12 protein-coding genes are annotated in these 12,023 nt (G+C 56.2%); 3 read left to right on the top strand and 9 right to left on the bottom strand.

Annotated elements, in window-relative coordinates; genetic code table 11:
* The first annotated feature begins 64 nt into the window (after positions 1 to 64).
* A complete protein-coding gene (locus AB5Z09_RS03590) occupies positions 65 to 463 on the top strand; it encodes a GtrA family protein (RefSeq protein WP_368194659.1) in 399 nt (132 codons plus the stop codon).
* 314 nt (positions 464 to 777) lie between these two features.
* Here AB5Z09_RS03590 and AB5Z09_RS03585 read toward each other — a convergent pair whose 3' ends face one another.
* From AB5Z09_RS03585 to AB5Z09_RS03575, 3 genes are all read right to left on the bottom strand, one after another.
* Positions 778 to 2,214 carry a hypothetical protein gene (locus AB5Z09_RS03585; RefSeq protein ID WP_368194658.1) on the bottom strand — a complete coding sequence of 479 codons (1,437 nt, stop codon included), beginning with the start codon at positions 2,212 to 2,214 and terminating at the stop codon, positions 778 to 780.
* A gap of 127 nt (positions 2,215 to 2,341) precedes the next feature.
* Positions 2,342 to 3,670, bottom strand: coding sequence for a DNA recombination protein RmuC (gene rmuC, locus AB5Z09_RS03580; protein ID WP_368194657.1), 1,329 nt, complete (start codon positions 3,668 to 3,670; stop codon positions 2,342 to 2,344).
* Positions 3,667 to 3,882 carry a hypothetical protein gene (locus AB5Z09_RS03575; RefSeq protein WP_005339659.1) on the bottom strand — a complete coding sequence of 72 codons (216 nt, stop codon included), beginning with the start codon at positions 3,880 to 3,882 and terminating at the stop codon, positions 3,667 to 3,669. The genes rmuC and AB5Z09_RS03575 overlap by 4 nt, the downstream gene beginning before the upstream one ends.
* A 140-nt stretch (positions 3,883 to 4,022) precedes the next feature.
* Here AB5Z09_RS03575 and AB5Z09_RS03570 point away from each other — a divergent pair, with 140 nt between their 5' ends.
* The gene (locus AB5Z09_RS03570; RefSeq protein WP_005339657.1) at positions 4,023 to 4,544 is read left to right on the top strand and encodes a ferredoxin-type protein NapF; all 522 of its coding nucleotides are present in this window, start codon (positions 4,023 to 4,025) and stop codon (positions 4,542 to 4,544) included.
* A gap of 72 nt (positions 4,545 to 4,616) precedes the next feature.
* On the opposite strand, the gene AB5Z09_RS03565 is transcribed toward AB5Z09_RS03570, so the two are convergent.
* From AB5Z09_RS03565 to AB5Z09_RS03540, 6 genes are all read right to left on the bottom strand, one after another.
* The gene (locus AB5Z09_RS03565) at positions 4,617 to 5,069 is read right to left on the bottom strand and encodes an Rrf2 family transcriptional regulator (RefSeq protein WP_005339654.1); all 453 of its coding nucleotides are present in this window, start codon (positions 5,067 to 5,069) and stop codon (positions 4,617 to 4,619) included.
* 344 nt (positions 5,070 to 5,413) lie between these two features.
* Positions 5,414 to 6,253, bottom strand: a complete 840-nt coding sequence (locus AB5Z09_RS03560) for a PfkB family carbohydrate kinase (protein WP_042079777.1) — start codon at positions 6,251 to 6,253, stop codon at positions 5,414 to 5,416.
* 106 nt (positions 6,254 to 6,359) lie between these two features.
* Complete coding sequence (locus AB5Z09_RS03555; protein WP_005339651.1) at positions 6,360 to 7,331, bottom strand: LysR substrate-binding domain-containing protein; 972 nt, start codon at positions 7,329 to 7,331, stop codon at positions 6,360 to 6,362.
* Positions 7,332 to 7,514: 183 nt separating this feature from the next.
* A complete protein-coding gene (locus AB5Z09_RS03550) occupies positions 7,515 to 8,243 on the bottom strand; it encodes a glutamine amidotransferase (RefSeq protein ID WP_150390114.1) in 729 nt (242 codons plus the stop codon).
* 83 nt (positions 8,244 to 8,326) lie between these two features.
* Entirely contained in the window at positions 8,327 to 9,823 is a 1,497-nt protein-coding gene (locus AB5Z09_RS03545; RefSeq protein ID WP_368194656.1) for a CoA-acylating methylmalonate-semialdehyde dehydrogenase, read from the bottom strand.
* An 81-nt stretch (positions 9,824 to 9,904) separates the two neighbouring features.
* Complete coding sequence (locus tag AB5Z09_RS03540) at positions 9,905 to 11,236, bottom strand: aspartate aminotransferase family protein (RefSeq protein ID WP_071913730.1); 1,332 nt, start codon at positions 11,234 to 11,236, stop codon at positions 9,905 to 9,907.
* Between the two features lie 186 nt (positions 11,237 to 11,422).
* Between AB5Z09_RS03540 and AB5Z09_RS03535 the strand changes: the two genes are divergently transcribed.
* The gene (locus AB5Z09_RS03535; RefSeq protein ID WP_005339643.1) at positions 11,423 to 11,965 is read left to right on the top strand and encodes a cupin domain-containing protein; all 543 of its coding nucleotides are present in this window, start codon (positions 11,423 to 11,425) and stop codon (positions 11,963 to 11,965) included.
* Positions 11,966 to 12,023 lie beyond the last annotated feature (58 nt).

Raw genomic sequence — 12,023 nt, 5'->3', positions numbered from 1 at the left:
TTTACGTCACTGCGTAACTAGCAATAATTCTAACTTCTCTCTAGAATATTTAAAGAAAAATTAAATGGCTATTGAAATGCTATTGAAAAACATAAAAAAAAGCACGTTTATTCGCTTTATTATCGCGGGTAGCACGAACACCGCCATAAGCTATCTCATTTATTTGATACTTCTAACTCAACTATCTTATACTTGGAGTTACACTATTAGTTACATCTGCGGCATCTTAATTTCTTACTTCATGGGTAGGAAATTTATTTTTAAAGAGCATAATGGCATACTCACAATACTAACAATCCCTTTTATTTATATAACTCAATATTTATTTGGGATGGTCATAATCTGGCTGTGGATTGACACTCTTGGCATGCCAATATATCTGGCCCCAGTATTGGTAACTATCCTATCACTACCCATGACATATATTATGACTAGAATCGCATTTGTAAAAAACAAATTTTAATGGTTCATGTATTTCATGTCCTACTTCACTAGTATTATCATCTAATTACGGCTATCAAATCCTATATATTATCTATGCTATTTTGTGAATGGCCATACTTTCAACTTTGTTTGTTAGCTGTAGGACTATTACTCCATCTGTAAAAAAAACCCAAATATTATGCTATTTTGGGGCAGTGCAAACTATGACTAGATTAGTTATTGGGAAAGCCATAGCTATTAAATTTATCGTCCGTTGAGATTTAATATAAATTCATCACAACGCCCTGGATATTATAAAATCCATAAAAACATATATTTGCAGCCATTAAAAACTCATTGTATCTTTTTTGTTTTTATAAGAAGCCATAAGAAGATAAACAATATCATCATTATGAATGAATATGCATACATTGTCTGAGACATCCATGGTCCTTGGCGGCCAAAGTAAATTTGCCATTCCAGAGAATCTAGCCATAGACCTAATTTCATTGCTTTAGTTACATAATCAGATAACCAAAACAATGGCACAGCAAGTAACATAGAAAATATAATTATTAAGTTTGCTCTCTTTTCACAAAAACAATTTTGGGCGAGAAATGCAAAGAATAGTGGCAAAGTTGAAACCCATTGTCTACTTTCAGAACAAATAACAAACAATGGTAAAAATGCGAGTAAGCAACATTTTACGGGATAAGATATTTCTAGCATACTTTCTTTTTTAAAAAGAAATAAAAATGCACCAATAAATGCAGGTCCAAACAAGAAAAAATGCGCCACCAATGGCTTAAAAGGGGCATTAAGAGCCTGAGAAAATATGTTTTCCAAAAAAGGGGGTCCCTTGAATCCATTGTCCCAGTCCAAGAAAAAATAAAGCATCGAGTGTCCGAACCCTATGGATATCAATCCCAAAACGAATAGCTTTAGTGAAATTCTAGACAGAAGATAACCCTCTTGAAGCTGAAGAGTCCATAACCATGCAACACAGATCATAAAAATCACAACATAAGCTGCACTCATATATCGCCATTCCACTAGTGACGGTATCAGGAATAACCCCTCATGCAATAAGTCTTCATTATCTATACTCAACATCCAAGATAATACAAAATACACCATCAACACAGCTAGTGTGAAAAAAATAAATCGTCGCCATTTTGAGGATACAGAAATATAAATGAACGATTCTGAAGGTTGTAATTTAGGCGTTATGCACAACAGGATAAAAGGTACTAGAAAATACCCAGGCATGACAACAGGGGATATGACACAAATAGCAGCAAGGGTTTTATATCTTGATTCAATATGGCACCAGAGACAAATGCAGCTCAGGATGATTGCAAGATGGTCACTGAGAATCGGATAGTAAGTGGGCATAACCAACACCGGCCACGCCAGTAATAATGAAATGGTATATTTGTAAGCTCCTTTTAACGTAGAGCCACATTTTAATAAATAATCCATGAAAAAACAAATCGCTACACCTATCCCTACAATATTGATTGCCGTCTGTAAAACAATCAACCCGTCTATGCTCAAAGTCCATATAAACTCTGAAACGACAAGAGGTAAAAATCCAAAAACTCGACTCATGCGATATGGATCCGATGGCACAAGACCGGACTCTCGCCATTGAATTAGTAATTTTAAATACTCATAACCATCCCATCCTGCACCATTATTAACTGGTATTTGGCCCGTAATCTGATTAGATAAAATCAAAACCAGAACAGAAATCAACCCCATAAAAAAAATATGTTTTTTGCTTTCCATAACATCCCAAGAACATTCTAACAATACCGTTTAATGTAGAATAAACACCAAGTGTCTAGAATACATACCCAAAAAACTAATTTAATTACTTCCAATGTAAATCCAAACCTTTTGACCACGTAAAATGCTACTCACGCTCCAGTGCCCGCTCAACCAGCGGCTCGGGCAGGCTCTTGGTCACTTCGACCCCCAACTCGCGGAAACGCTCGACCTGCGCAATCAGGTTGCCACGGCCGTTGACCAGCCGTCCCATCGCCTTGTCGTAGCTCTCCTGCGCCTTGTGCAGGCTGCCGCCCATCTGCTGCATCTCCTCAACAAACAGCCGCAGCTTTTCGTAGAGGCGACCGGCCCGTTCGGCAATCTGGCGGGCATTCTGGTTCTGCCGCTCGTAGCGCCACAGGTTCTCGATGGTGCGCAGCGCCACCATCAGATTGGTGGGGCTCACCAGCAGGATGTTGTTGTCGAGACCGTAACGCACCAGCGAGGGATCTGCCTCCATCGCGGTGAGGAAGGCGGGCTCCACCGCCACGAACATCAGCACATAGTCGAGAGTACGCACCCCGGGCAACTGCTGGTAATCCTTGCGACCCAGCTCGCGGATATGGTTGCGCACCGAGGCGACGTGCTCCTTGAGCGCCACCGCCTTCTCCAGCTCTTCATCAGCGTTGTACCAGCGCTCGTAGGCGGTCAGCGACACCTTGGCGTCGATGATGATGTCTTTCTCTTGTGGCAGGTGGACGATCACGTCGGGCTGGTAGCGCTTGCCCTTCTCCACCTCGATATTGACCTGGGTGTGGTACTCGTGGCCCTCACGCAGGCCGCACTCGCTGAGGATCCGCGCCAGCACCACTTCACCCCAGTTGCCCTGCTGCTTGCTGTCGCCCTTGAGGGCGCGGGTCAGGGCCGCGGCCTCTTCGGTCATACGGGCATTGAGCTCGGCGAGGCGCTCCAGCTCGAACTTGAGACTGTGGCGCTGGGCCGTTTCCTGCGCGTGGGTCTCCCCCACTTGGCGGCGGAAGCCCTCCAGCTGCTCCTTGAGCGGAGTGAGCAGCAGATCGAGGCTGTTCTGGTTGAGTTCACGGAAGTTGCCGGAGTTTTGCTCGAAGATTCGGTTGGCAAGGTTCTCGAACTGCTGGCTGAGGCGCTGCTCCGCCTCCTGTTGCAGTTGCAGCTTCTCGGCGGCGGCCAGCCGCTCGCTGCGCAGGGTCGCTTCCGCATCCTTGAGACGGGCGGTGAGTTTGATGAGCAGGGTCTGCTGCTGATCCAGCTTCTGCTGCCCCTGTTGACGCTCATCCTGCAACTCGTCAAAACGCTCCTGCAGCGCCAGATAACGCTCCTGTGCCAGCAGCAGCTCATGAGCCTGCGCCGTGCTGCTGCGCCGGCCAATCAGCCAGCCTGTTCCGAGTGCCAGCAGGGCGGCTGGCAGCAGGATGACCCAGAGCCCGGGCTCGATCATTTACGGCTCCGCTGACGCAGGAAGAGTTCGAGATAGCGGTTAACCAGGATCCAGAGCACCACGTAGATGAGGTAGGCGGCCAGCACCACCCACTTGTGGGTGTTGACGCCGGTATCGAGCTCGGCGAACTCGATATCCTTGATGCGGCAGTAGGCCCACATCAGCAGGGGAAAGACATAGAGCAGGGACGCACGCCAGAGAAATAGCCACATATGTTTTCATTCAACCACGTAAAAAGACCCGCCTAGCTTACACAAGGGCAACTGCGCTTGCGATCCTGACGGCCGCGATTCTCTGGCCTGCTTCCCGAAACTTCGATAAAATTAACCCCTAATAGGTATCAGGGGCGAGCATGACTCACTATTTCCTCCGTTGGCTGACACAAGGTTGGCAAGCTTCCCGCAAGCCCGCCGTGGTTTGCCATGAAGCGCGCCCGCCGTGGGCCATCGAGGAGTCCCAGTATCTCTCCCTCTGCACCCGCTGTGGCGAGTGTTTCAAAGCCTGCCCGCGCGGTCTGCTCAAACCGGCCACCCAGGAAGAGTACGAGGGGAGCCCGATTGCCGGCACCCCGGTGCTCGATCTCGCCTGCGGCCAGTGCAGCTACTGCGGCAGCTGCGCCAGAGCCTGTCCCACCGGCGCCCTCGACCTGCAACTGGGTCGGCAGGTGCAGACCCGGGTACAGATTGAAGAGAGTTGTCAGGCACGGCAGGGCTTCTACTGCCTGCTCTGTGAAGATGCCTGTCCCCAGCAGGCGATCAAGGCCACCGCCGACGGCATCAACGTCAATATGGATGCCTGCAATGGCTGCGGTGCCTGCGGCCTCGCCTGTCTGCATGGCGCCATCACCCTGATCCGCCAGCCGGGCAGTCGCTAAAAACCACCTGCTTACAAAAGCAAAAGGGGCCATCAGGCCCCTTTCACATCTTGTTCGATATTCCACGCCCCGTCAGGCCATGGTCACAATAGTCTCTTGCTCGATACCCAGCAGGTGGCAGAGACGATTGGGATCGCGCACCGCATCAGCCAGAGTGTACTCACCCAGCACTTCGAGGAAGGCGTTCATGGCGCGGCGCAGAATGCCCTGAATGCGGCAGCCACCGGAGAGACGGCAGTTTTCGCGCTTGCAGTCGACCGGACAGAGCACATGTTCCATGTCCATCACCACATCCCGCAGGTTGATAGAGACTGCAGAGCGACCGAGGCGGATGCCACCGTGCTTGCCGCGTACCGTCTCGATGTACCCCTTGATGCCAAGCTGGTGCACAATTTTGACCACGTGGTTGCGAGAGATGCCGAAGGTATCGGCCACTTCGGTAATGGTCGACAGACGATCCCCCGGCTGAACCGCCAGGAAAGTCAGGGTACGCAGGGCGTAGTCGGTAAATCGTGTCAGTTGCATGGTCGCACTTGCCTCTTACTACAAGCCAGGAATCAGGACGACAACATTGAGCTAAGAGGCAGGAGACAACCGGTTTGCCTCTGTTTGCCCATTGGCTCGCCAGAGGAGGCCTGTCTCTTAATCTGAGTTGCGGAGTGACAGGTTAAGAGCAGCACAACCGGGTGTCGATGAAGATGCACATAAATCGACACTTTCTTTGATTGATCGCAAACTTGCCGGGTTAGCCCGGCGTTTACCCGCTTTATGGCGGGTAAATCTCCCGAACCGTCCCCCTCGCTAAGCCCCCTCTACGAGTAGCCATATGGCCCGCGAACCGACCCTCAATCGACCGCCAGCAAGGTGGTTCAGTGGGGTTGTTTCAGCCAGTTTTTCAGCGCGACCGAGGGAATGGAGCTCTCGGAGGCTACGGCAAATGCGCCCCAGTCCACCGCACACTGCAACGCATCCTTGATGGCCATGCCCCGCGCCAGACCATGGATCAATCCGCCGGCGAAGGCATCCCCCGCCCCCGTGGTATCGACCACAGATACTGGCCGGGCGGCGACCCGGATCTGCTCATCGCCGTGGATGGCTACCGCCCCCGCTTTGCCTTCGGTCAACACCAGCCATTCGAGCTGCTCCCCCGCCAGCTGGCGGGCATGCTGCCAGGGGTCGCTCACCTCGCCGAGATCGGAGCGGGAGGCCACCAACACATGGCAGGGGCGGCGCGCTTGGCCGCCCTTGGGATACTGGGCTACCACGAAGCTCTTGCCGAGCATCTGGCGCATGTAACTGATGATGGCGGTGCCGGGATAGTTCACATAGAGGCAATCGATCCCCTCCAGCGGCAGATCGCCGGGCAGATCGGGGCGCCGCGGGCGGCGCAGTATGGTGCGCTCGCCGGTGGAGTCCACCAAAATGAGCAGCTCGCCAGTCTCGCCGCCAAAGCGCTCCACATGGCTGCAATCCAGCCCGTAACCGGCCGCCTGCTCCAGCAGCCAGTCGCCGGTCTCGTCCAGCCCGATACGGGAAGCAATGGTCACCTCGTGGCCCGCCCACACCAGCCCGATGCCGGTGTTGGCCGCGCCACCGCCGAGCCTGCGCCCCTGATCCACATATTGCAGCCGGGCCCCCGCCACCAGCGGTTCGGAGAGGGAGAGCACATGATCACAGTTGAGATTGGCAAGCAGCAGAATGCGGGACATAGAGACCTCGGACGATGGAGATAGCCCAAAAGAGACAGGCTGAACCCCGAGTAGAGCCCAGCCTGACAGAAGAGACAACCGGCAGCGATCGGGAATCCGATCGGGATCAATAGATGGGCAGCTCTACCCCGGCCAGCAGCTCGTCGATGCGCGCCTGACTCGGCTGCTGCATCACACTCTGGATCACCTCCTTGGTGAGGTGGGGCGAGAAGGAGCTGATGAAGTCATACATGTAGTTCTGCAGCAGGATGCTCTTGCTGAAACAGATCTGCGCCGGGCAGGGCTTGAACAGGTGCTCCAGATTGATGGAGACCAGCCCGGGGCTGTCGGTGTCGTTGGCCACCAGCGAGGAGATGATGCCGATGCCAAAACCCAGCTCCACGTAGCGCTTGATCACTCCGGCATCCATTACCGTCATGTAGTAACTCGGGGTCAGCCCCGCCGCCTGAAACACCTCGTCCTGCACCTGACGGCCAGTGGCGCCACTCTCGTAGCTGAGGATCGGGTAGTGGCAGAGCTGCTCCAGGGTCGGCTTCTTCACCTTGGCCAGCGGGTGATCCTGCGGCACCACCAGCGAGAGAGTCCAGAGGTAGGCGGGCAGCGCGATCAGCTCCTTGTCGAAGCCAATCTCGTGGGCAACGATGGAGAAATCGGAGTAACCCTTGCTGATCTGCTCCTTGCTCGCCGACATCACCGGATGGAGGTGGAACGAGATCTTGGGGTACTTCTTGGTGAAGTAGGTAACCGATTTGGGCAGCAGATAGCGGGCAATCGTGTGGGTGGTGTGAATATTGAGGGTGCCCACGGTCGGATCCAGATACTCGCGGGAGATCGCCTTGATCTTGCTCTCGATGTTGAGCATCGCCTCGGCACACTTGATGATCTCTTCCCCCACCGGGGTGATGCGGTGCAAATGCTTGCCACGGCGCTCGAAGATCCGCACCCCCAGCTCGCTCTCCAGCAGGCCAATCTGTTTGCTGACCCCCGGCTGACTGGTGAAGAGCGCATCGGAAGCCACGGACACATTGAGGTTGTGGTCCCGGATCGCGATCAAATACTTCAATTGCTGTAGTTTCAAGGCGTCACACTCTCACACTGGTTTGGCTCAGACAGCTTTGGCTCAGGCCGGGAAGGCAATCAAGCCTGACAAACAGGCCGCCACATGGGCGGCCAGTGTACCATCCGATCCCGACATCTCAGCGCTTGATCCTTCATTTTGCTACAAAATCTAGCATCCGAAGGGGTGGCTGACAAACCGGGTTCAGGCCGCGCCAGCCCGCAGCGGCAGGATCCCCAGAAACTGCAGCAGCCACTGCATCATGGTCGCCGAATCCACCTCCCCCTCCAGCGAGGAGAGGCTGCTCTGGTAGCGCTCGTCTGGCAACAGGCCACGGCGCCGCTCGATCAGCGCCCGGTTATACTCCACCGAAAATTCCGGATGTCCCTGAATGGCCACTATGTTGTTCCCCTGCAGGAACATGAAGTTGGGACAAAAATCGTTGCCCGCCAGCCGGGTTGCTCCGGGGGGCAGCAGCGCCACCTGATCCTGATGGCTGGCCAGAATGCGGATATGATCCCGCGCTGGCGCCATCCAGGGCTCATCTACCAGCATGGGGTGCACCGACACACCCAGCCCCCACCCCTTGGTAGACTTCACCACCTCGCCACCGAGCGCCTGGGCGATCACCTGATGACCGAAGCAGACACCTGCCAGCTTGACGTCGGCATCGTGCGCCTGGCGGATCCACGCCCGCAGTGCCTGAATCCAGGGAATATCGCTGTAAGCATCGTGGCGCGAGCCGGTGATGAGCCAGGCATCGCACTCGTGCAGATCCTCCGGCAGCTCCCCATCGAGAGCCGACCAGACCCGAAATTCCAGTTCGGGGGCCAGGGCCGCAAAGCCCCTGATAAACATCTCGGAGTAAACGGGGCCAAAACGATCCGCCAGATCGGGATCGAGCCGGTCACAATCGAGAATTCCCAATCGCATCTGTTGTTCCTTTACAGAGTTCGCCCCCGCCAATCATTGACCGGCGGGGGCAAGAGGTTAGGCCATGAGCACGCGCCAGCGCGTCACTTCATGGTCGGCATGGAGAACTCGGCACCACTGCGCAGGCTCTGGGGCCAGCGCGCCGTCACCGTCTTCATCCGGGTATAGAAGCGAACACCGTCCGGCCCGTGCATGTTGAGCGGCCCGAAGATGGAGCGCTTCCAGCCGCCAAAGCTGTGAAACGCCATCGGCACCGGAATGGGAACGTTCACCCCTACCATACCGACCTGCACCCGCGCCGTGAAGTCCCGCGCGGTGTCGCCATCACAGGTAAAGATGGCGGTACCGTTGCCGTACTCGTGTTCGTTGATAAGGCGAAGTGCCGTCTCGTAGTCCGGTATCCGTACGATGGAGAGCACAGGGCCGAAGATCTCCTCGCGGTAGATGCGCATCTCGGGGGTCACCTCGTCAAACAGGCAGCCACCGATGAAGTAACCCTCGTCGTGGCTCAGCGTGCGGCCATCGACCCGCAACACTGCCCCTTCGGCCACCCCCTGATCCACGTAGCCGCGCACCTTGGCCAGATGCTCCTTGCTGATGAGCGGCCCCATTTCGTTCTCCGGGCTCTGGCCCAGCCCCGGGCCCACCCGCAGTTTTTCCACCAGCGGCGTCAGCTTGGCCACCAGCGCATCGGCGGTCTCGTCCCCCACCACCACGGCCACCGAAATAGCCATGCAGCGCTCACCCGCCGCCCCATAAGCAGCCCCCATCAGGGCGGAGACCGCCTGATCGAGGTCCGCATCCGGCATCACCACCATGTGGTTCTTGGCGCCGCCCAACGCCTGTACCCGTTTGCCGTGAGCCGAGGCGGTGGCATAGATGTACTGGGCGATGGGGGTGGAACCGACAAATGACACGGCACCTACTCGCGGGTCGGTCAGCAGCACATCTACCACCTCCTTGTCACCGTTCACCACGTTGAGCACGCCATCCGGCAGACCGGCCTCCTTGAGCAGCTCGGCCATCCGCAACGAGAGGGAGGGATCCTTCTCGGAGGGTTTGAGGATAAAGGTGTTGCCGCAGGCGATGGCGACCGGGAACATCCAGAGCGGCACCATGGCCGGGAAGTTGAACGGGGTGATACCGGCGCAGACCCCCACCGGCTGCATCATGGAGTAGCTGTCCACCCCGCGGCCGACGTTGAGAGAGTGCTCCCCCTTGAGCAGATGGGGAATGCCGCAGGCAAACTCCACCACCTCCAGCCCGCGGGTCAACTCTCCCTGCGCATCGGAGAAGACCTTGCCGTGTTCGCGGCTGATGAGCTGGGCAAGCTCGTCCCTGTGCTGCTCCATCAACTCCTTGAAGCGGAAAAAGACCCGGGCCCGCACCAGCGGGGGGGTTTGCGACCAGTCGGCAAAGGCGCGCTCGGCGATGGCGATCGCCTCCTGACACTCGGCGGCGCTGGAAAGCCCCACACTCCCCTGCTGCTTGCCGCAGGCGGGATTGAAGATGGCCCCCTGGCGCTCGCTGCGACTCTCCTGCGGCTGGCCGTTGATGAAGTTGCTGACCCTGTATGTCATGTATCCTCCGTGATAACTGATGTGGTAAATGCGCTGAGCAAACCAACGCAAGGCCCCGCCAGTGCGGGGCCATCAAATGGGTTAGGGTTGTGCCTGCAGGGCATCCTGCAGCAGGGTGAAGAGATCGTCGATCTGACTGCGCTCGATGATAAGGGGTGGCGACAGGGCGATGATATCGCCGGTCACCCGGATCAATGCCCCCTTCTCGAAGCAGCGCACGAACACCTCGTAGGCGCGTTTGCCCGGTGCATCCGGCATCGATTCCAGCTCGATACCCGCCACCAGCCCGTAGTTGCGTACATCCTTCACATGCTTGCAGCCCTTCAGCGAATGGGCCGCCTCCTCCCAGTAGCCCGCCAGATCGGCGGCGCGGCTGAGCAGGTTCTCGTTGCGATAGATTTCGAGGGTCGCCAGACCCGCAGCCGCAGCCACAGGATGACCGGAGTAGGTGTAGCCGTGGAACAGCTCGATGGCCCCCTTGCCTGCCGCCATCATGTCGTCATAAATGTGCTTCTGCACCAGCACCGCGCCCATGGGGATAGCGCCGTTGGTCAGCCCCTTGGCGCAGGTGATCATGTCGGGGATGACATCGAACTCCTGCGCGGCGAAGGGGGAACCGAGGCGGCCGAAACCGGTGATCACCTCGTCAAAAATCAGCAGGATGCCGTGTTTGGTGCAGATCTCCCGCAGCCGCTTGAGGTAGCCTTTGGGGGGCATCAGCACGCCGGTACTGCCAGCGATGGGCTCGACGATCACCGCCGCGATATTGCTGGCATCGTGCAGAAAGACGATCTTCTCCAGCTCGTCGGCCAGCGCCACATCCTCCTCGGGCAACCCTTTGGTGAAGGCGTTTTTGGCGATGTTGAGGGTATGGGGCAGATGATCCACCCCGGTCAGCAGGGAGCCGAACCACTTGCGGTTGCCGGGAATGCCCCCCACCGAGATACCGCCAAAACCGACCCCGTGATAGCCACGCTCGCGGCCAATCAGCCGGGTACGGGTGCCCTGACCGCGAGCCCGCTGCCAAGCCAGCGCGATTTTGAGCGCGGTATCGACCGACTCGGAGCCGGAGTTGGTGTAGAAGATGTGGCCAAACCCCTTGGGAGCGATCTCCACCAGCTTGTTGGCCAGCTCGAACGGCAGCGGGTGGCCCATCTGGAAAGTAGGGGCAAAATCGAGGTGGGAAATCTGCTGGGAGACCGCCTCGGCAATCTCGCGCCGACCATGGCCCGCGTTGCAACACCAGAGTCCGGCTGTGCCATCCAGTATCTTGCGGCCATCCTCTGAGTGATAATACATCCCCTCTGCCGACTTCAGGATGCGCGGCGCCGCCTTGAACTGCTGGTTGGCGGTGAACGGCATCCAGAAGGCGGACATGTCGGAGGGCGTATTGATGTCGCTGATCGGTTTCATGGTCACCTCATCCTTAAGGTGTTTAGCAACTGTCGGCCAATGCCTATTAAATTAAACACCTGAATCCATAAAAAAGGGCCCATTATCGCCCTGTCTGGTGCCACCCCTAGCTAGACGCATCAGCAGGGTGGTATAAGATATTTAACACAATTTTAATAATAGTAAACAGTCAAGGAGTGTCTATAGATGGATATCGGTCACCGCCTCAAGGCGGTTCGCACCAAGGCAGCCCTCTCCCAGCGCGAGCTGGCCAAGCGCTCCGGTGTGACCAACGGATTTATCTCCCAAATCGAGAAAAATCAGGTGAGCCCCTCTGTCGCCTCCCTGCGCAAGGTGCTGGAAGGCATCCCCATGTCGCTGGCCAGCTTCTTCACCGAAGAGACTGAAATGGGCACCGAAGTGATCTTCCGCGCCGCCGATATGCCGGATCTCGGCACCCATCCCATCAGCTACCGGCTGGTCGGGCACAGCCGAGCCAACCGCGCCATCGGCATGTTGCAGGAGGTGCTGCCACCTGGCGCCGACACCGGCGACGACATGCTGAGCCACGAGGGTGAAGAGTGCGGCATTGTCATCAAGGGCGAAGTTGAAGTGACCGTGGGCGAGCAGATCTACCTGCTGGGCGCCGGGGATGGCTACTACTTCGACAGCCGCACCCCCCACCGTTTTCGCAATAGCGGCGAGCAGGAGTGCGTGCTGATTTCGGCCAACACCCCCGCCAGTTTCTGACATTCAGGCGCGTGTCGGCAGGGGGCAATGTTTAATGAATTGTTACAAGATGGATTTA

It is taken from the genome of Aeromonas sp. R2-2, from assembly GCF_040908355.1.
GTDB lineage: Bacteria > Pseudomonadota > Gammaproteobacteria > Enterobacterales > Aeromonadaceae > Aeromonas > Aeromonas veronii.
The sequence above is the reverse complement of the archived record's forward strand: the minus strand, read 5'-3'. Positions and strand labels throughout refer to the sequence as shown.

Coding starts and splice junctions, on each gene's coding strand:
- AB5Z09_RS03590 (WP_368194659.1), top strand. CDS start 65: ATGGCTATTGAAATGCTATTGAAAAACATAAAAAAAAGCACGTTTATT.
- AB5Z09_RS03585 (WP_368194658.1), bottom strand. CDS start 2,214: ATGGAAAGCAAAAAACATATTTTTTTTATGGGGTTGATTTCTGTTCTG.
- rmuC (WP_368194657.1), bottom strand. CDS start 3,670: ATGATCGAGCCCGGGCTCTGGGTCATCCTGCTGCCAGCCGCCCTGCTG.
- AB5Z09_RS03575 (WP_005339659.1), bottom strand. CDS start 3,882: ATGTGGCTATTTCTCTGGCGTGCGTCCCTGCTCTATGTCTTTCCCCTG.
- AB5Z09_RS03570 (WP_005339657.1), top strand. CDS start 4,023: ATGACTCACTATTTCCTCCGTTGGCTGACACAAGGTTGGCAAGCTTCC.
- AB5Z09_RS03565 (WP_005339654.1), bottom strand. CDS start 5,069: ATGCAACTGACACGATTTACCGACTACGCCCTGCGTACCCTGACTTTC.
- AB5Z09_RS03560 (WP_042079777.1), bottom strand. CDS start 6,253: ATGTCCCGCATTCTGCTGCTTGCCAATCTCAACTGTGATCATGTGCTC.
- AB5Z09_RS03550 (WP_150390114.1), bottom strand. CDS start 8,243: ATGCGATTGGGAATTCTCGATTGTGACCGGCTCGATCCCGATCTGGCG.
- AB5Z09_RS03545 (WP_368194656.1), bottom strand. CDS start 9,823: ATGACATACAGGGTCAGCAACTTCATCAACGGCCAGCCGCAGGAGAGT.
- AB5Z09_RS03540 (WP_071913730.1), bottom strand. CDS start 11,236: ATGAAACCGATCAGCGACATCAATACGCCCTCCGACATGTCCGCCTTC.
- AB5Z09_RS03535 (WP_005339643.1), top strand. CDS start 11,423: ATGGATATCGGTCACCGCCTCAAGGCGGTTCGCACCAAGGCAGCCCTC.